This window comes from Streptomyces sp. NPDC042346 (genome assembly GCF_055581845.1).
Window position 1 is genome coordinate 313,741 of sequence record NZ_JBVJEH010000010.1, and the last position, 18,166, is coordinate 331,906.

17 protein-coding genes and 2 pseudogenes are annotated in these 18,166 nt (G+C 71.1%); 13 read left to right on the top strand and 6 right to left on the bottom strand.

Features of this window, described 5'->3' with window-relative positions:
* Positions 1-50: 50 nt before the first annotated feature.
* The 3 genes and pseudogenes from ACZ6K0_RS33215 to ACZ6K0_RS33225 form a co-directional block, all read left to right on the top strand.
* Positions 51-314, top strand: a pseudogene (locus ACZ6K0_RS33215) (hypothetical protein); the annotation flags it as partial.
* Positions 315-411: 97 nt separating this feature from the next.
* Positions 412-1,167 (top strand): HNH endonuclease family protein, encoded by a 756-nt coding sequence (locus tag ACZ6K0_RS33220; protein WP_376403293.1) that lies wholly within the window; start codon positions 412-414, stop codon positions 1,165-1,167.
* Between the two features lie 64 nt (positions 1,168-1,231).
* Complete coding sequence (locus ACZ6K0_RS33225) at positions 1,232-2,353, top strand: DUF6183 family protein (RefSeq protein ID WP_469233371.1); 1,122 nt, start codon at positions 1,232-1,234, stop codon at positions 2,351-2,353.
* 111 nt (positions 2,354-2,464) lie between these two features.
* Here the strand turns inward: ACZ6K0_RS33225 and ACZ6K0_RS33230 are convergent, their stop codons facing one another.
* The 3 genes from ACZ6K0_RS33230 to ACZ6K0_RS33240 all read right to left on the bottom strand — a co-directional run bounded on the left by ACZ6K0_RS33230 (position 2,465) and on the right by ACZ6K0_RS33240 (position 6,383).
* Entirely contained in the window at positions 2,465-3,064 is a 600-nt protein-coding gene (locus tag ACZ6K0_RS33230) for a DUF6262 family protein (protein WP_376402544.1), read from the bottom strand.
* The gene (locus ACZ6K0_RS33235) at positions 3,061-4,935 is read right to left on the bottom strand and encodes a tyrosine-type recombinase/integrase (RefSeq protein WP_469577520.1); all 1,875 of its coding nucleotides are present in this window, start codon (positions 4,933-4,935) and stop codon (positions 3,061-3,063) included. The genes ACZ6K0_RS33230 and ACZ6K0_RS33235 overlap by 4 nt, the downstream gene beginning before the upstream one ends.
* A gap of 326 nt (positions 4,936-5,261) precedes the next feature.
* Positions 5,262-6,383, bottom strand: coding sequence for a tyrosine-type recombinase/integrase (locus tag ACZ6K0_RS33240; protein ID WP_376402538.1), 1,122 nt, complete (start codon positions 6,381-6,383; stop codon positions 5,262-5,264).
* A gap of 123 nt (positions 6,384-6,506) precedes the next feature.
* Between ACZ6K0_RS33240 and ACZ6K0_RS33245 the strand changes: the two are divergent.
* Positions 6,507-6,947: pseudogene (locus ACZ6K0_RS33245) on the top strand (HNH endonuclease family protein); the annotation flags it as partial.
* A gap of 60 nt (positions 6,948-7,007) precedes the next feature.
* Complete coding sequence (locus ACZ6K0_RS33250; protein WP_376402536.1) at positions 7,008-7,754, top strand: N-acetyltransferase; 747 nt, start codon at positions 7,008-7,010, stop codon at positions 7,752-7,754.
* Between the two features lie 7 nt (positions 7,755-7,761).
* Here ACZ6K0_RS33250 and ACZ6K0_RS33255 read toward each other — a convergent pair whose 3' ends face one another.
* Both ACZ6K0_RS33255 and ACZ6K0_RS33260 read right to left on the bottom strand, forming a co-directional pair.
* On the bottom strand, positions 7,762-8,583 hold the full coding sequence (locus ACZ6K0_RS33255) for a hypothetical protein (protein ID WP_469233374.1): 822 nt from the start codon (positions 8,581-8,583) through the stop codon (positions 7,762-7,764).
* A 109-nt stretch (positions 8,584-8,692) separates the two neighbouring features.
* Positions 8,693-9,484: a DUF4190 domain-containing protein gene (locus ACZ6K0_RS33260; protein WP_469233376.1), complete on the bottom strand. Its 792-nt coding sequence runs from the start codon at positions 9,482-9,484 to the stop codon at positions 8,693-8,695.
* A 250-nt stretch (positions 9,485-9,734) separates the two neighbouring features.
* On the opposite strand from ACZ6K0_RS33260, the gene ACZ6K0_RS33265 reads away from it, so the two are divergent.
* The 4 genes from ACZ6K0_RS33265 (at position 9,735) to ACZ6K0_RS33280 (ending at position 14,702) form a co-directional block, all read left to right on the top strand.
* Positions 9,735-11,894 carry an N-6 DNA methylase gene (locus ACZ6K0_RS33265; protein ID WP_469577545.1) on the top strand — a complete coding sequence of 720 codons (2,160 nt, stop codon included), beginning with the start codon at positions 9,735-9,737 and terminating at the stop codon, positions 11,892-11,894.
* 98 nt (positions 11,895-11,992) lie between these two features.
* On the top strand, positions 11,993-12,589 hold the full coding sequence (locus ACZ6K0_RS33270) for a hypothetical protein (RefSeq protein ID WP_469233380.1): 597 nt from the start codon (positions 11,993-11,995) through the stop codon (positions 12,587-12,589).
* The gene (locus ACZ6K0_RS33275; RefSeq protein ID WP_469233382.1) at positions 12,586-14,172 is read left to right on the top strand and encodes a serine/threonine-protein kinase; all 1,587 of its coding nucleotides are present in this window, start codon (positions 12,586-12,588) and stop codon (positions 14,170-14,172) included. The genes ACZ6K0_RS33270 and ACZ6K0_RS33275 overlap by 4 nt, the downstream gene beginning before the upstream one ends.
* A 122-nt stretch (positions 14,173-14,294) precedes the next feature.
* Positions 14,295-14,702 carry an LppU/SCO3897 family protein gene (locus tag ACZ6K0_RS33280; protein ID WP_376402519.1) on the top strand — a complete coding sequence of 136 codons (408 nt, stop codon included), beginning with the start codon at positions 14,295-14,297 and terminating at the stop codon, positions 14,700-14,702.
* A 77-nt stretch (positions 14,703-14,779) separates the two neighbouring features.
* On the opposite strand, the gene ACZ6K0_RS33285 is transcribed toward ACZ6K0_RS33280, so the two are convergent.
* Complete coding sequence (locus ACZ6K0_RS33285; RefSeq protein WP_376403290.1) at positions 14,780-15,580, bottom strand: ArsR/SmtB family transcription factor; 801 nt, start codon at positions 15,578-15,580, stop codon at positions 14,780-14,782.
* Positions 15,581-15,730: 150 nt separating this feature from the next.
* On the opposite strand from ACZ6K0_RS33285, the gene ACZ6K0_RS33290 reads away from it, so the two are divergent.
* From ACZ6K0_RS33290 to ACZ6K0_RS33305, 4 genes are all read left to right on the top strand, one after another.
* Positions 15,731-16,126, top strand: coding sequence for a VOC family protein (locus tag ACZ6K0_RS33290; protein ID WP_376402516.1), 396 nt, complete (start codon positions 15,731-15,733; stop codon positions 16,124-16,126).
* A 412-nt stretch (positions 16,127-16,538) separates the two neighbouring features.
* A complete protein-coding gene (locus ACZ6K0_RS33295) occupies positions 16,539-17,345 on the top strand; it encodes a helix-turn-helix domain-containing protein (RefSeq protein ID WP_469233384.1) in 807 nt (268 codons plus the stop codon).
* Between the two features lie 23 nt (positions 17,346-17,368).
* Positions 17,369-17,671, top strand: a complete 303-nt coding sequence (locus tag ACZ6K0_RS33300; protein WP_469233386.1) for a ribbon-helix-helix domain-containing protein — start codon at positions 17,369-17,371, stop codon at positions 17,669-17,671.
* Positions 17,668-18,084 carry a type II toxin-antitoxin system VapC family toxin gene (locus ACZ6K0_RS33305; protein ID WP_469233388.1) on the top strand — a complete coding sequence of 139 codons (417 nt, stop codon included), beginning with the start codon at positions 17,668-17,670 and terminating at the stop codon, positions 18,082-18,084. The genes ACZ6K0_RS33300 and ACZ6K0_RS33305 overlap by 4 nt, the downstream gene beginning before the upstream one ends.
* Positions 18,085-18,166 lie beyond the last annotated feature (82 nt).

The following is an 18,166-nucleotide window of genomic DNA, read 5'->3' on the forward strand; positions in this document are numbered from 1 at the left end:
CCGGCGGTGGGGGGCGAATGCCTCATATCCACCCAGCCTAGGATTCCAGGGTGCTGACGTATCGAAAGACCCTGACCGCCGCCGCGCTCGCCGTCGCCGCCGCCCTGGTGACCACCGCCTGTACGCCCGGAGCCGGCTCCCCGTCCTCCGGGGCGTCCGACGGCGGCCCGGCCGGCAAGCCCGCCGCGCGCGGGTCCGCGCTCGCCGCCGTGGACACCCTCACCGTCAAGGGCCGGGCCCCGAAGACCGGGTACGAGCGGGAGAAGTTCGGCCGCGCCTGGGCGGACGTCGACGGCAACGGCTGCGGCACCCGCGTTATCTCTATGCTTCGCGCCGTGATGGGGCTGTTCTCGCAGCGTATGCAGGGTGTGGTCGGCTTTGCGTACTGAGAGGCACGTGAGTCACAGCGCCATGCGCACTCACCGGAAGAGGGCCGCGGTTGCGGTCGCCGTTGTCGCCGCGTTCGTCGCAGGCTGTGATGCCATCGAGCCGGGCGGAGACTCCCCGGGGTCTGGACCGGGCACCTCTGCCGGGCGTGCGGTGAGCCCGCTGGCGAATCCCGACGGGACGAAGCCGGGTCTCGCCGCACTCGCGTCGGAGACGGACAAGGCCAACGCGCGCAAGCTCATCGAAGGACTGACCACGAAGGGCCGTGGACCGAAGACGGGCTACGACCGGGACGAGTTCGGGTACGCCTGGATGGATACGGCAGACGGCGTTCCGCTCGCTCGGAATGGTTGTGACACTCGAAACGATCTTATGAATCGCGATGGTCAGGACGTGCGTTTCCGTGCGGGTTCCGACTGTGTGGTCGTCGCCATGACCCTGCACGACCCCTACACCGGCCGCACCATCGAGTGGCGTAAGCAGCAGGCCACCGAGGTCCAGATAGACCATGTGGTGCCGCTGTCCTACAGCTGGCAGATGGGCGCTGCCCGGTGGCCGGAGAACAAGCGCAAGCAACTGGCGAACGATGTGCTCAATCTGCTTCCTGTTGAAGGCCGCGCCAACTCGGCAAAGCAGGACTCAGGACCCGCCTCCTGGTTGCCGCCGAACAAGAAGATCCGATGCGCGTACGCCGTGCGGTTCGCGCAGGTCGCCGACAAGTACGAGCTCCCGGTGACGACGGCGGACAAGGCGATGATGCTGAAGCAGTGCGAAGACTGATAGTGCCCAGTGACCTGGGAAAATGCGATCGGTTTCGGGCTGTCCGACGCGTACGCTCCACACCGTGGCTGACCGCATACAGAAGATCGTGACGAAGCTGCCGGGCCTCAAGAGCGTCACCGACGTGTGGAAGATGGCCGACCGCCATCTCGCGCGGGGGGATGCTGCGTTCCTCACGGACCTCGGCATCGCGCTCGCCGGGGCTTACGGCTCCGACGCCGGGCGGATCTGGCAGTACAGGAGCGTCTTCGACCATCTGCTCCGGCTGCTGGCCACCACTCCCGGTCCTGGGAACGTCGCCCAGGCGCTGCGGCTGGTCTCCTCGGCGGAGGCCGCTGACAGGAAGCTGGACCGTTACACGGCCTCCCTGCTGGCCTCCAGCCATCCTGCTGAGGAACTGGCCGTGGCGTTTACCGGGAACGCCACGGAGGAGCTGCGTGCCTGCCTGGTCCATGAACTGGTGCTCAGGGGCGTCGGCGTCACGGAGACGCCGGCGATCGCAGGGTGGGCGACATCGCTGCACTGGAGGCACCATCCGCTGGGATGGCTGCCGTTGGCGCTGTCCGATGTGGAAGGACAGCCGGATCTGCCGAGCTACAGCGCGCGCGGCGGCAGCCACTCGATGCCATACGGTCCGTCGGCGAACCGCCGGGTGGGGGTTGATGCCGGGGCCCACGTGCCTTCGGTGGAGGAGACGACGACCGAAGCCGCTGCCAAGGGCATCGGCGCGGCTGTGGCGAACTGGGCCGAGGAGTCGAACGGCCGGGTCGAGGCACGAGTCTTCGACCTGCCAGCTTCTCTGGAGGCCGAGTCGGTACCGAGCGCGTTGCTGGCGCTGGGGCTGGAGTGTCTGAAGGGTGCGGGGAAGACCTTCTCGGTCGCGGCCTGTCCGCCGGGCCAGGCATGGCGGGTGCTCTTCGCCGCCGCGTCCACGGGAGGGGCCTACAACTCCGGCGCTCGCTGTGCCTACGGCCGTCTGGCCGCGTGGCAGTCCCTGGCCGGCCTCTCCGGGGCCGCAGAGGGCAGCCCTGCGGAGGAGGTCGAGGCACGTGCACGGGAGTGCACCTGGTACGGCTTCGGCGCCGACACCAAGTGGTTCGAGCGCGTGGCCTGGGACATTGGCCTGGCCGTGGTCCGTTCAGAACGCCGACGGCTGGCGGTGCTGGCCGCGACGGACACCGATTGATCACGACCGGGACCGTGCATCGGCGAAGCCCTGACCACTTCGCCGATGTCCCTCGCGGCTGTCCGGCAGAAGGCACGGAAGACGCTGCGAGCTATGGCCGTACAGCATGGGCTATGGAGACGGAACGGCCCGCATCGCACGGCGGAGACTTGCCCGCGCGGCGGTGAGATCGTCTTCCGCCTCGTGCAACTGGCCCTCCAGGGAGGCGATCCGATCCCTGGCCACTGATAGCTCTTGGTCCAGAGCGGTGTTCCGCCGCTCCAGCTGCTGCACTCGCTCGATCAGCTCGTTTCGGTTCACCCCGTCCAGCTCGGCACCGAGAGACAGCCGGACCCGGTTCCGGAGCCGGTCGCGTTCCTTCTTGAGGTCCTTGATCTCTTCGCGTGCCAGGGCGAGATCCGTCCGCAGCCCGGCAGGGGACACCTGTTGTGCTTCCGAAACGGTGGAGTTCTGACGTCCCTGCTCTCGCTGGGTGGTGATGCCGTCCTGAACGGCCTGGTGCACCTGGGGCTGGTTGTAGACGAACCACGTGGACACGGCCGCCTCCCGCGCCACCTGAGCGACGGTGACACGCCGTCCCGTACGGAGAAGGCCGTCTACTGCCTCAAGCGAGCGCCTGGTCTTGGCCTCACTGTCCTTGGCGCGGCTGGTGCGCAGACGCTCGACTCGCGCATCCCGGTCGTTGGAGCTGGAAGAGTCGGGGCGTTTCATTCAGGGCTCCGTGTTGTCAGCGCTTGCAAGGGGACGAAAGCCGCCGCGGAACGCGCCTTGCGCAGCTCGCGCGAAGCGGATTCGACGGCTGCCCGTTCCTCGGCGGGCATCGCTTCGAGTTTCCGCCGCATCTCGTCGGCCGACTTCGAATAGGCGCGGATCTGGTCGTCGAGATTGCGCACGACCCAGTCGGCAGCCTCCATCGCCCGGGCGGCCTCCTTGTCGGCCCGCAAGTCCGCGATCTGCTGTTCCAGGGCTGGCAGGTAGGAGGGATCGGGTCGGTAGAAGTCGCAGCCGGCGCACTGGAAGCGGATGCGACAGTGCCCACCCCCGGCCTTGACGTTGCTCGGTTCGGTGCAGCCGCCGTACGGAACCCCGACGCTCTCCACCTCATAGGCCAGAGGGTCGCTGAAGCCACGGGATGCACCGTGCCGGTCGACGGCGAGCGCCGCGACCGTTCGTACGGCCTCCTGCTTCCGGCTGAGGGAGACCTTGTAGTACCCCATGGTGACGTCCAGCGAACGGTGGTCCATGAGTTCCCGAAGGACATCGGGGCGGGTGCCCGCGTCCGCGTGACGCTGGGCGTACGCGTGTCGGAAGCCGTACGGAACGACCTGGGTGCGGTCGTGGGCAAGCGGGGCGCCGTCCTCGTCGAGTCGGTCGTCCACGAGGTCCGGGATCAGCTCGTCGACCCAGTCGCGGAAGATCCTGTTGCAGAATTGCGCGGCAGTCAGATGACCACGGCGCGGGCGGTTGCGCTGCCCTGGCGAAGGAAACAGCCACTGGGTACATCCCGGTACGGTCGGCAGCGTGTCGAGTTCCTTCTGCCAGGCTTCGACCACCTGGGCGGTGCTCTCCGAGACCGGCAGCCGACGGCCGTGCCGTCGCCGCTTGTGGTTGTCGTAGATCAGCGTCGGTTTGCCGTCGACTCGCTGAAGGCAGTCGCGGCGCAGGCTGGTGACCTCACCTGGACGTCGACCGGTGTCCCGGAGGACTGCATAGACCACCTGGTACATCCGCGTGAAGTCGGCGGCCGTCCAGCCGCCGCTCGCGTACGCCGTCGAGGTGCCCAGCAGGTCGAGGTGCGCGTCGAGCTGGGCGATGACGTGCTCGGGGATCGCACGGCCGAGGTCGTCCTCGGTCACCTCCACGGCGGCGATGGAATGGAAGCGGGGATTGAGCGCGAACCCGCCGGGCACGTGGTCCATCATCCCGGCCTGGCGTGCGTACTCCAGGAGCGTGCGCCAATGGCGGAGCAGAGCCCGGCGGTGACTGGTGGAGTAGTCGTGGCCGTCCTCGGGACGCTTGGTGATCCGGAACATGTCCACCACGGCGTTCATGTCCGCCATGGCGAGGAGCTCCGGCTCCTCCCCATGAGGCCTTTCTGCCAGGGCGGAGGATGCGATGGTCGCCGCGTAGACGGTCTGGCGAAGATCGATGACGTTGGGGCGTGCGGTACGGCCGTACTCCTTGACCAGCTCCCGCAGCCATCGCTGCCGTACCGGGCGGAAGTCGATGTCGCCGTGGACAGCGGCGTACTTGCGGCCACGCCCGGCGGTCAGTCCGATCAGGGCGCATTGCCACACGTCGCCCGAGCTCGGGTCGACGCCCTCGAACTCGACGCGGGCGCGGCGGACATGCAGGAGGATTCCGTTCAGGACACCAGCGGTTGCCGCGGGGAGCCCAGCGGGGAAGTTGGCGTCCAGGTCGAGGAGTGAGCTGAGACCGGCGGGGAGACCGGCCACGATGCGGCGTACGCGCTGGGGGCCCAGGCTGATCCCGGCGGCGTCACGCTGCTGAAGCCCGTACAGGATCTCCTGGCGAACCGCCGGGCTCGCACCGGCGAGCGAGAACTGGGAGACGCCCGGCATCGCCCCGCCCACCGAGGTGTTGGGCCTGCGGCGGGACGGAACCGGGGCGTGCGTGGTGTCGAAGTCCGCAGGGTTTCCCTGGAGGTAGCGGGCTTTTCTGCAGGCATCGCAGCGGGACCCATTGCTGGCCACATGGGTGGGACAGGCGGCCACGAAGCAGACGAACACGCTGGTCGTCGGGTTGCCGGGAGCGGCAGTGAACAGTGCCTGGTTGGGGTCCCATTCATCTGCGCGCCAGCCGGAGAGGAGACGTGCTGCGAGCCACGACGGCCACTTTGACCCGCTGGGGTCGGGAAGAACGGCAGCGGAGCGAAGGAGCGCATGGGTCATCGCCCTACCTCCAGCGGGAGGCTGTCGACGGCTGCGCGGAGATCCTCGTCCTGGGCGTGCAGGTACACGGCGGTACTTGCCGAGGAGGCGTGGCCCAGGAGGGTCTGCACGACGTCCGGAGCGACTCCGTTACGGATCCAGCGGGTGGCGGCCGTGTGCCGCATCATGTGCGGTCGGGCGCTCAAGCCACAGCGCCTCCCGATCCGTTCGATCACCTGCTTGGCGTTGGAGTACGACAGGGGACGTCCCGCGTGGATGCCGACGAGATTGACGAAGACGTAGTCGCACGCGTCCGAGCCGGCCATCTGCTCCCGCTCGGCGAGGTGCTCGCGGTATCGGTGCACCACTTCCGGCGTGAGCGGAACCATGCGATGACGCCCGGCCTTGGCCCGTGCCCCGTTGCTGTTGTCCTGCCGGGGCCTGACGTGCAGGTGTGCGCCACCGGTTCGACAGCCGAGGTGTGTGGAGTCGGGGAGCAGATGCATGTCCTCACGCCGCAGCCCGAGGACTTCACCGATGCGGAGGCCCGCCGCCACCAGGACGGTCAGCAGCAGCCGGTCACGCGCGGTACGAGCGGCATCGAGGACCTGATCCATCTGGGCGCCGGTGAGAGTCTGTGGCGCCTGCTCGATCTCCGGCGCCTTCAGTACACGGGCTTTGACCATCAGATGCTGGCCACCCTCGCCGGGGTTGAAGCCGGCCGGGGCGTGGGTGAGGAAGCGCGGCTCGCTGAGACGGGCGGCGACCTCGTGATCCACGTGGCCCTGGACGGCGCAGAAGCGGAGGAACTCGCACACCGCAGTGAGCGTGGCGTTGACCGTCTTGCCGGACGGAAGCCGCCCGTACCGGGTCGGTGTCCGCTCGATGTGGAACTTGAACAGACTCATGTCCCCGAGCCGGACGGTCCTCCAGTCGGTGCCCCGCGCCGCGCACCAGTTGAGGAAGCGACCGATTCTGGGGATGTACGCGCGCTGTGTCTGTGGTGATCGCCCGACTCCGCGCAGGTACAGGGAGAACTCGCGGGCTTCGGGATGAGGCGCGTACGTCTCCTCCTCGACCAGGAGCCAGGTGACCTCGCCGGTGGCAGGTGAGACGGCCTTCTCTGTGCGTAACGTCACGGGATCTACTTCCTGTCTCCAATGTCTCTCATGTGCCTCATGGCATGACTGATAACAGCGAGGGACAGGAATGGGTTACGCCTGTGCCTCATGTGCATCGGACTCAGGAGGGAGATAGAGATAACCCGCGACGACATACTCAAGCGCGACCTGACCGGCGTCCGCTTCACGGACGGCCACTGCAAGGTCGCCTCCGGCACCCTCACCGACGACCCGTACACCGGCACGACCGTCGCGTACGTCCGCGGGCGCAGCAAGGTCGACATCGACCATGTCGTGGCGCTCTCCGACGCCTGGCAGAAGGGCGCCGGGAAGTGGGACGCGGACACCCGCCGCCGCTTCGCCAACGACCCGCTCAACCTGCTCGCCGTCGACGCGTCGACGAACCGGCGCAAGTCCGACGGCGACGCCGCGACCTGGCTCCCGCCGAACAAGGCGTACCGCTGCACGTACGTGGCCCGGCAGGTCGCCGTGAAGAAGAAGTACGGGGTGTGGGTGACCGGGGGCGAGCGGGACGCGATGAAGCGGGTGCTCGGCGGCTGCCCGCAGCAGAAACTCCCGTAGGGAGCCGACCCGTCGGGAAAATCGTTTTGGCGGGCCGAAAATGATCTTTATCCTGCTCGCATGGACCTGAACATATCGACCCTCGCCGCACGCCCCGAGCTGGAAGGGCCGATGTGGAGCATGCTCGACCTCTGGCCCGAGTTCATGATGTACGACCCGGTCGGCTGGGCGAACATCGGCCGGATCGTGCGCGAGCTGCCGGAGTACGTCCTCGTCGCCACCGACACCGAGGGCAAGGTCGTCGCCCGCGGCTTCAGCGTCCCCTTCCGGATGGACGTCGACGGCCGCCGCGAGCTGCCGCCCCGGGGCTGGGACGAGGTGCTGCTCTGGGCCTTCTCGGACCTGAGGGCCGGCCGTGAGGCGGACACCGTCAGCGCGATCGAGATCACGGTCGACACGAGCGCACTGGGCAACGGCGTCTCGCACCGGATGCTGGCCGCCATGCGGGAGAACGTGAAGCGGCTCGGCTTCTCGGAGCTCGTCGCCCCGGTCCGTCCCAACGGCAAGCACCTGGAGGCCGGGTCCTCCATCCACGAGTACGCCTTCCGCACCCGCGAGTCCGACGGCCTGCCCGTCGACCCGTGGCTGCGGGTCCACGTCCGCGCGGGCGGTGTCATCGAGGCGGTGGCCCCGGCGTCGATGACGGTCTCCGGCTCCGTCGAGCAGTGGCGGAAGTGGACGGGCCTGCCGTTCGACACGGACGGTCCGGTCGAGGTCGACAAGGCCCTCGTCCCGGTCCACTGCGAGGTCTCGCGCGGCTACGCGGTCTACGTCGAGCCGAACGTCTGGGTGCGTCACACCATCTGACGTTCTTTCAGTCGAGGGCGGCGATGTCCTTGGCCGGCGGGGCCTTCACCTCGACCGGCCGGTCGTAGTGCGAGAACGTGATCGCCCCCGGCTCGTCGCCGCCCGTCGTGACGATCCTCAGGATGTACGGCTCGCCCTCCGTGGCGACGTAGACGGTGTTCGTCTCGGCGCCGGCCGTGCCGCCGGCGGTGCCGCCGGCGGTGCCGCCGGCGGTGCCGTCGGCCGTGCCGCCCGGCTCCGTCAGCTTCAGCGCCTTCCGTCCGCCGACGGTGGTCTCCCCGCCCTTCGCGATGCCGCTCCCGCCCTGCTCGAACTCGGCGAGGAGCCCCTTCAGGTCGCAGAGCGCCAGCATGTCCCGGGTGTCGGGGTCGTTCACGGGCGTCTTCGTCCAGCGGCCCCTGAGCTGCGTGAGCAGCGCCTGCTGGACCTCCGGGCTCTCGCCCTTCCCCTGCGCGCGCAGGAACGACTCGTCGAAGCGCAGGTACGCGTTCTCGTCGTCGGCCTTGATCAGCTCGACCGTGCCCGTCGCGCCGACGGTCAGCGTGCCCGTGCACTTCCCCCGGGTGTCCACGGAGAGGTAGGCCTTCAGCGGCTCCCCGTCGGACATCACGTCGACGTCCAGCGTCAGGGACTTCGCCGTCTTCGTCGCCGCGACGGCCCGGTCCAGGATCTGCGGGCCGGTCGACTCCCCGAAGGGGCCCGTGGGCCCGGGCGCGGGCTTCGCGGACGCCGGGCCGCCCCCGAACGGTCCGCAGGCGGTGGCGGAGAGCGCGACGGCCGCGCAGAGAAGGCTGACGGCGAGCGGGCGGCGGCGGGGCGTGACGTGCATGGTGACGGTGTCTCCGAGGGGATGGTGCGGGGGAGTCGTACGGGGGATGGGGGCCCCGCGGGGCCCCCGGTCCGGGTGGCGGCCGCCCTGGGCGGCCGGTGGTCCTGCGTCAGCCGAGCTTCAGCTCCCACTGCGAGGCGTTGTAGTCGAAGCCGGGGTTCACCTCGACGGTCAGGTTCTTGGCGTCCTTCGGGGCATCGAAGGCGACGGTGAGGGTGGCCTTCTTGCCGGGCAGGACGGCGCCCTGGAAGCCCGCGCCGACCTTCTCGTCGAAGATCTGCTCCGCCTCGACACCGTTGGCGCCGGCCCGCGCGCTCAGCTGGACCCCGACGGCGTCGAAGTTCTTCTTGCCGCCGTTCTCGACGACGACCGTGACCTGGTAGGCCTTGTTGCCCTTGGTGTGGCCGACCGCGTACTCGCTCGCGGTGTACGGCTTCGGGGCCGAGACCGTGACCTTGAGGTCGTCGTCGTAGACCGAGGTGTCGCCGTCCTCCAGGGCCTTCCCCTTGTCCGCCGCGCCGGCGTCACCCGACGGGGCCTCGGCCTTCTTCGGGTCCTTCGGGGCCGAGTCCTTGATGCTCTTGTCGATCTCGTCCACCGCGTCGCTGACCGCCGTGACCGTGATGATCAGGCCGACCGTCGCGAGGATCAGGGACACGAGGCCGAGGATCGCGCCGGTGAGCGTCACGCCCTTGTTGTTCGCCTCGCCCCGCTTCACGCGGCCCTTGCCGACGAGGCCCAGGACCAGGGCGATGAGGCCGAGGGTGCCGGCCAGCCAGAAGAGCAGCGGGATGAGGCCGGAGACCGTACCGATGATGCCGAGGATCAGGGCCGCGGTGCCGAGCCCGTTGCGCATGACCTGCCGCGGGGCGGCGGCCGGGACCTGGGTGTCGTACGACATGGGTGTGTCCTCCCGGACAGAGAAGCTGTCTGAAGCGATGGGTCAATCACAGCAGAGCTTGTGAACCGAGTCAACACGGTTCACGGAAAACGAGTTCGCTCACACTGTGAAGTGGTTTCGTGGGCCTTCGGCAGTAAGATCGATGTCACACGAGGGCGTGCATGCGCGCGGACGAGGGCGAGTCAGGGAGATGAGTCAGGTGCCGGAGAGGGCAGCAGACGCGGGCTCGGGAGACGTGGGCTCCGGAGAGGTGACCGCCGCCGGGATCGCCCGGCTCGCCGGGGTCGGCCGGGCCGCCGTCAGCAACTGGCGCCGCCGCCATCCCGACTTCCCCAAGCCCGTGGGCGGGACGGAGGCCAGCCCCTCCTTCGCCCTCGCCGACGTCGAGCGGTGGCTCCGCGACCAGGGCAAGCTGGCCGAGGTCCCGCTGCGCGAGCGCGTCTGGCAGCAGATCGCGGGCCACCCCGCCGGCGCCGTCACCGCCCTCGTCCACGCGGGCTGCGCCCTCCTTCTCGTACGGGACCGGTCGGCGGCCTGGCCGGCGCTCGCCGCGCTCCCGGACGAGCGGCTCACGGGCGTGCTCCCCGTCGCCTTGGAGGAGACGCTGACCGAGCGCCTCGGCCCCGAGCGGGCCGTCCTCACCCCCACCTCCTCCGCGCTCGTCCCCTCCGTCCCGCTCCTGCGCGGCGTCGCCGAGCTCGCGGCGGAGACGGGCGGGGTCCGGCCCGCCTTCGAGTTCCTGCTCGGCCGGCACCTCGACGCCAACCCCCGGCAGTACACGCTGACGCCGCCCGGCCCCGCCTCCCTGATGGCCGCCCTCGCGACCGGCGTCCCGGCCGGGGGCAAGGACGGCGCCGCCGGGGGTACCTCCGACGGCACTCCCGGCAGCACCCCCCACGGCTTCGCCGCCCCGCTCACCGTCCTCGACCCGGCCTCCGGCACCGGCGGCCTGCTCAGCGCGGTCGAGCGGCCCGGCGCGCTCAGCGGCCAGGACGCCGACCACGACCTCGCCGCGCTCACCGCGCTGCGCCTGGCCCTCGCGACCGACGCCGACATCCGTGTCCGCACCGGCGACAGCCTCCGTGCCGACGCGTTCCCGACGCTCGCCGCCGACGCCGTCCTCTGCCACCCGCCGTTCAACGAGCGCAACTGGGGCCACGACGAACTGGCCTACGACCCGCGCTGGGAGTACGGATTCCCGGCCCGTACGGAGTCCGAGCTCGCCTGGGTGCAGCACGCCCTGGCCCGCCTCCGCCCCGGCGGCACCGCCGTCCTCCTCATGCCGCCGGCCGCCGCCTCCCGCCGCTCCGGCCGCCGGATCCGCGCCGACCTGCTGCGCCGGGGCGCCCTCCGCGCGGTCGTCGCCCTCCCGGCCGGTGCCGCACCCCCGTACGGCATCCCGCTCCACCTCTGGGTCCTGCGCAAGCCCGTACCCGGCGAGCGCCCCGCCGCCGAACTGCTCCTCGTCGACACCGCGTCCGAGCACACCGGCCAGGGCCGCGACGGCCAGGGCAGGGACGGCAGGGACAGCAGGGACCGGCTCGACTGGCCGGCCGTCCACGCGGCCGTACTGGACGCCTGGACGGCCTTCGACCGGGACGGGACCGTCGTCCCGACGCCCGGGGAGAGCCGCGCCGTCCCCGTCATCGAGCTCCTCGACGACGACGTCGACCTCGCCCCCGCCCGTCATCTGCCGCCCCCGGCCGCCGCCGAGGGAGCGACCCAACTGGCCCTGGTCCGCGAGCGTCTCGCCGAGACCCTGCACCGGACCCGCGAGCTGACGCCGCCGCCCGTGACCGGCCCGGCCACGGCGGCCGGCGCCACGGCGGGACCCCTCACGGCCACGGCCGGCACGACCACCGTCGGTGAACTCGCGCGCGCCGGGGCCCTGACCCTGCACGCGGGCGGCGCGGGAACGGCCCCGGCCGGCGCCCCCGTCGCGGTCCTCACCGACCACGACGTCCTCGCCGCCCAGCAGCCCTCCGGCACGCTCCCCGACGGCCCGCCCGAGGAACCGGTCCTCCTCGCCGCCGGTGACGTCGTCGTCCCGGTCCTCGGCGGCGGCGCGGCCGTCCGGGTCGTCGACGCCCACGCCGAGGGCGCCGCCCTGGGCCGGAACCTCCAGCTCCTGCGCCCCGACCCGGCGGCCCTCGACCCGTGGTTCCTGGCCGGATTCCTCCGGGCCACCGCCAACACCCGGCAGGCCAGCAGCTACGCCTCCACCGCGACCCGGCTCGACGTGCGCCGCCTCCAGCTGCCGCGCCTGCCCCTGGCCGAACAGCGCCGGTTCGGCGAGCGGTTCCGCGCCCTCGCGGAGTTCGAGGAGAGCCTGCGGCAGGCCTCGCGGCTCGGCGAGCAGCTCGTGCAGGGCCTGTACGACGGCCTGGCGGACGGCACGGTCGCGCCCTGATCCGGTTCGACAACGGTTCCGGACAACCCGGAACCGTTGTCGGCGACGGTGTATACGCTCGTACTCGACCCGATCCGTTCGAGCAGGAGCAGCAGCCGATGTACGGCCCCCCGCAGGCCCCGCAGCCGTCGCCGACGCCGCCAGGCCCCGCCTCCGGCGGCCTGATCGCGCTGCGCGTCCTCTTCGTCGCGCTCCCGCTGCTCAGCTGCGGCTTCCTGGCCTGGGCGCCGATGCTGCGGCTCGCGATCCTCACGGGCAAGGTGCGGGACTGGGTGTTCTGCGGCCTGGCCTTCGTCGTGGCCACCGCGCTCTTCGTGTACATGGGCGTCACGGGCGAGAAGGAGAGCAGCGACCTGGAGGCCTTCGTCGGGGTGGGCACGATCCTGGCGCTGGGGGCCGGTTCGATCGCCTACTACCTGGTGGGGGAGATCCGGCACCACGACCGCCGCCGCGCGATGCCGCTGCCGGGTCCGGTGCCGCCCCCGTACCGGCCGCTCGGGTACGCGTACGGGCCGGACGGAGCCCCCGTCACGACGACACCGAGCGGGGGCCCGGCTCCGTACATCTGCGCCCCTCCGGCACCGGCCCAGCCGCAGCCGCCCACCGCGCCGCGCATCGAGCAGGTCCGTGCCGAGCTCGACGAGCTGAGCGATCTGCTGCGCAAGGACGGACGGGAAGGCGAAGGCCGCAGGTGAACGGACGTGTCATCGGCGGGCGTTACGAGCTCGCCACCGTCATCGGGCAGGGCGGCATGGGCCAGGTCTGGACGGCGTACGACGGGCGGCTCGACCGCCGGGTCGCGGTGAAGCTGCTGCGCCCCGCCGGCATCGCCGGGCCCGCGACCGCCGCCGGCGAGCTGCGGCGCCGGTTCGTGCGAGAGTGCCGGGTCACGGCGCAGGTCGACCACCCGGGCCTGGTCACCGTGCACGACGCCGGCAGCGACGGCGAGGACCTGTACCTCGTCATGCAGTACGTGGACGGCGCGGACCTCGCCGACCACCTGGCCGAGAACGACCCGTACCCCTGGGCGTGGGCCGTCTGCGTCGCCGCGCAGCTGTGCGCGGTCCTCGCCGCCGTCCACGCGGTGCCGATCGTGCACCGCGACCTCAAGCCGCGGAACGTCATGGTCCGCCCCGACGGCACGGTGACCGTCCTCGACCTGGGTGTCGCCTCCGTCCTGGACACGGACACCACCCGTCTCACCCACACCGGTTCCCCCATCGGCAGCCCGGCGTACATGGCGCCCGAGCAGGCCATGGGCGGCGCCGTCGGCCCGTACACCGATCTGTACGCGCTCGGCGCGCTCCTCCACGAACTCCTCAGCGGGGACGTGCCGTTCTCCGGTTCGACCGCGCTCGGCGTGCTGCACCGGCACCTGTACGAGCCGCCGCGCCCGATCCGCCAACTCCGCCCCGAGGTCCCCGAGGTGCTCGAAGCGCTCGTGCTGCGCCTCCTCGCGAAGGACCCGCGCGACCGGCCGTCGGGCGCGCAGGAGGTGTACGAGCACCTCCTTCCGCTGCTGCCGGCGCGCGGCGCCCCGGCGGGTCCGATGGACCCGACCCGCCCGTTCCTGCGCCCGCACGCGCCGTGGCCGGACCGGAGTGCGCCGACGGTGGCGGCGACCCCGGCTCCCGTCCCCGTCCCCGTACCGCCCCTGCCCCCGTCCCCACCCGCCGATCCCCGGATGTACGCGACGCCGCCGCCACCGACGCCGCCCAAGCCCGACGTCGCCGCCGTCGTCGACGAGGTCAAGCGGCTGCTCGGGGAGGGCTCGCTGACGCAGGCCGTGGACCTGCTCGGCGGCATCCTGCCCGCCGCCGCCGCGGAGCACGGCGAGCGGTCGCCGGTCGTCCGCATCCTGCGCAAGCAGTACGCGTCGACGCTGATGGACGACGGCCAGTACCGTCGCGCGCTGCCGGAGCTGCGCCGCCTCGCGGAGGACCGCGCGGCGGAGGCGGGCCCGGCGGACCCGCAGACGCTCCAGTTCCGGTACGACGCGGCGGTGTGCCTGGAGCAGCTGGGCGAAACGGCGGCCGCGCTCGCGGAGTTCCGCGCGGTCCTGCCGTTCTACGAGCAGGGCACCGATCCTGCCCGGGCCTTCGACATCCGGCACCGGACGGGGCTGCTGCACCTGGCGACGGGGGAGCACACGGCCGGACAGGCGGAGCTCCAGCGGCTGTTGTTCGACGCGGAGCGCGCGTACGGCCCGTATCACCCGCTTCCGGCGGACTTGCGCAGGGCCCTGGAGCACCAACGGCAGCTGGGACCGCGATCCTGACGTTGTACCAGGGTCACGACTCGGCATCTGATCCGGAAGTGGATCTTCGTGATCCGTTTTGCCTGTTTTGGCGGATGTAACGTTCGCGTCTGATCATGTCCGCGTCCCCCAAGGAATCCTCAATGACGACGCCGCCCGCGCCCTTCACTCCCGAGCAGCAGCCCGCCGCCTTCGGCGCCCCCGAGGCCCCCGCGGCCCCCTCGAAGGGCAAGAAGATCCTCAAGAAGGTCGGCGGCGTCCTCGTCGCGATCGTGGCCGTCCTCGCGTGGAAGCTCGGCGTCCCGTACCTCACGGGTGAGGCGCCGGTGCACGCCGAGGCGGGCGAGTGCGTCACCGTGACCGGCCCCGACAACGACCCGAAGGTCGACACCGTCGACTGCGGCTCCGGCAAGGCCGACATGTTCAAGGTCGCCAAGGTCATCGACGACACCTTCGACGTGAACGCGTGCGGCGAGGGCTTCGCGGCGCTCGCGCAGCAGCTGGAGTCGGACAAGTTCGTGCTCTGCATGACGCCGGTCACCGCGAAGTAGTCCTGCGGACGCGACGTTCGGAGAAGGGCCGGAACCCCACGGGGTTCCGGCCCTTCTCGCGTCCTGCGCTCCGGCCGTCAGGCGTGGGAGGCCGGGGACATCTCCCACGGCGCCTGCGGCAGGACCTCGCCGGTTTCGAGCAGCGACTTGAGGTTGGAGAGCACGGCCGGCCAGCCGCGCGAGATCCCGTTGAGCATCTCCGTGTTGGGGAGGTTCTCGTGGGTCACGGTGAGCCGGACGATGTCCTCGTGCGGTTCGGCGAGGAAGGTCACCACCGAGGGCCCTTGCGGCTTCTCGGTGTCGACCGAGTCGTCGAAGGTGATGACCAGGCGGTTCGGCGGCTCGGCCTCGATCACACGGCCGACGACGTCGACGGCGCCCGACCCGTCGACGCGCCGGTGCTCCCAGTCCGAGCCCGGCTTCCAGTCCGAGACGTTGGCGTGCGCCCAGTAGCGCGCGGTCAGGTCGGCGTCGGTCAGCGCCTGCCACACCTGGTCGGCGCTGGCGCGGATGTAGGTGACGTAGACGTAGGTGGGCACGGGCGTGGGCGTGACGGTATCGGTCGTCATGGCGTACTCCTCTGCCTGGTGCTTGATGCTGCTGAGGGTGAGCAGGCGGGGCCTGTCGAACCCGGCGATCCAGCGCTCCTCGATCTCGTGGATCGGTGCGGGGTTGAGGTAGTGGAGCCGTTCGCGTCCGCGTCGTACGACGGTGACGAGTCCGGCCTGGCCGAGGACGTCGAGATGCTGGGTCGCCGACTGGCGCGCCATGTCCAGGTGCTCGCACAGGTCGCGGAGCGTCTGGCCGTTGTGCTCGCGCAGACGGTCGAGGAGGAGTCGTCGGGTGGGGTCGGCCAGCGCTTTGAAGACCGCGTCCACCGCTCTCGCTTCGAGGGCCATGATTCGATTATGCAGGTAGTTACCTGCATATCGTCAAGCGCGGCAGAACGGCCGGAAACCGCGTGTCCCCGCGCGCTTCCCCGCGCAGCCCCCTTGGCTCGCCCGCGGGCGAGGCCTACCGTCGGCCGGATGGGACATCCCTCTGATGCGATCCAGCTCAACCACACCATCGTCCGTTCCTACGACCGCGCCCTCTCCGCCCACTTCCTCGCGGACATCCTCGGCCTGGAGGTCGGCGCCCCCTTCGGCCCGTTCCTCCCCGTCGACCTCACCAACGGCGTGACCCTCGACTACTGCGAGTCGAAGGACGCCCCGATCCAGTCGCAGCACTTCGCGTTCCTCGTCCCCGAGGAGCGCTTCGACGCGATGATCGACCGCCTGGAGGCGGCCGGCGTGACGTACTACGCCGACCCCGGCCACACGGCACCGGGCAAGGTGAACGACCTCTTCGGCGGCCGGGGCGCGTACTTCGACGACCCGGACGGCCACAACATGGAGATCATGACGAGGCCGTACGCGCGGTAGCGGCGGTAGCGGGTGCGGGCGCGGGTACGCGGAAGGGCCGGGCCGCGGGATTCCGCGACCCGGCCCGCGTTCTCGTAGCTCCAACTGGTCATGCTGCGGGGCGCATGGCTCGCGCCGCTCAGCGTGTGCGGCTTCGCGGTGGGCGCTCCACCGGGGCGTGAGGGGGCGCGACGCGGTCGCTCACGACATCCCTTAAGTACCCCGGCAATTACCCACCCCACCCTTCCCGTCCCCCGGTGGTCACCTTGAGGAGGGGCGTCACCCACACGAGCGAACTCTGCCAACTGGGCTGGATCTGAGGCCGGTTGCCTGGCATATGCTCGCGGCGACCCCAACTGAAAACAGTTCGGCCCCCGCCCGGGACTCGCAATCCCGATCGAGGGCCTGACCACGAGGAAGAAGACGCTTCCCCATGGATACCCGGCACTTTAGCGCGCCCGTTTCTCGCGGGGGCGTCATCCACGTCAACGTCCCCCATACGACGGACTACGTCGTCGTCGGCAACCACCTCGCGCAGAACCACGGCCTCTCGTTCAGGGCCAGGGGCCTGGGTGCGTACATCCAGTCGCTGCCCGCCGGTCGGAAGATCGGCATCAAGACGCTGGCGAGTGTGGCCAAGGAGGGCGAGATCAGCATCGCCGCCGCCCTCCGCGAGCTGGAGGCCGCCGGCTACGTGAAGCGGATCCGCGTACGGCTCCCCGGCGGCCGGATCGTGACGGAGACGTACTCGTACAACAACCCGGGCGCACTACGGGACGTGGAGCCGGACCCGGACGCGGGGGGCGTCCCGGAACCCGAGCCCGCACCGGCCCCGGCCCCGGCACCCGCACCCGCACCTCACGGGACCGTGCGGCTCCCCAAGGGCCCGGCCGCCGACCTCCTCGCGGGCCTGCGCCGCACCGACCCCCGCCTGCTGCTCTCCGTACGGGACATCGCGAAACTGGCCCCGGCCGTGGACGCCTGGTTCGCCCGGGGCGCGACCCCGGAGGCCGTGACCCGCACGCTGACGGCCACCCTCCCCGCGACCCTCCAGCGCCCGGCGGGCCTGCTCGCCCACCGCCTGACCACGCTCCTCCCGCCACCCGTACCGGACCGGCCCCGCGCGCCCGCCCCGCACCCCATCCAGTTCTGCGTGACCTGCGACGAGACGGCCTTCCGCGCCCCGCAGCCAGGCCAGTGCCCGGACTGCGCCGCCCTGTCGAGAGGGCGTGCGGCGTGACCGGCGTGGGTATGCTGGCATACATGAAGCGGACGACGATCAAGATCGACGAATCGCTGGACGCCCGAATGCGTCACGAGGCCGCACGGCGAGGCATGACCGTCTCGGAGTGGACGCGCGAGGCCATCGCCGCGCACCTGCCCGGTGACGAGCGGGGAGACACGGCTGTGCGACGCCGGTTCCACTCCACCGCGTCGGGGGCCAGTGGACGCAGTGACATCGCGGAGCGCATGGAGGAACTGTTGGCCGGACTGGCCGACGGGCGGGACCTCATCGCCGAGGAAGAGGGCGAGGCCGCGCGCGACGCGCGGCGACGCACCGCATGAGTGCACTGATCGTCGACGCCGGTCCGCTCTACGCCCTGCACGACAGGGACGACGCGTGGCACCACCGCTGCGTCCGCCTCCTGGAGACGCACCCGGGCCCGCTCGTCGTTCCCACGCTCGTCATCGCCGAAGTGGCCCACCTCCTCGGACGGCGGCTCGGGGCCCGCTCCGAACTCCTCCTCGCCCAGGACTTCGCCGAAGGCCTCTTCACGGTGGAACCGGTACACCCGGGGGACTGGCTCAGGATCGCCGAGCTGACAGCCCGGTACGCGAGCTTTCCGCTCGGCCTCGTGGACGCGTCCGTCATCGCCTGCGCGGAGCGCCTCGGTGTGCGGGAGGTCGCCACCGTGGACCGCCGCCACTTCGGTGCCGTCCGCCCCGCGCACGCCGAGGCCTTCACGCTCCTGCCCTGACCTGCGGCGCGTGGTTCTGGAAGCACGGTCCCTGCTCCGGCGCCCTCTCGCCCAGGAGCACCCGTACCGCCCGCACGTGCGA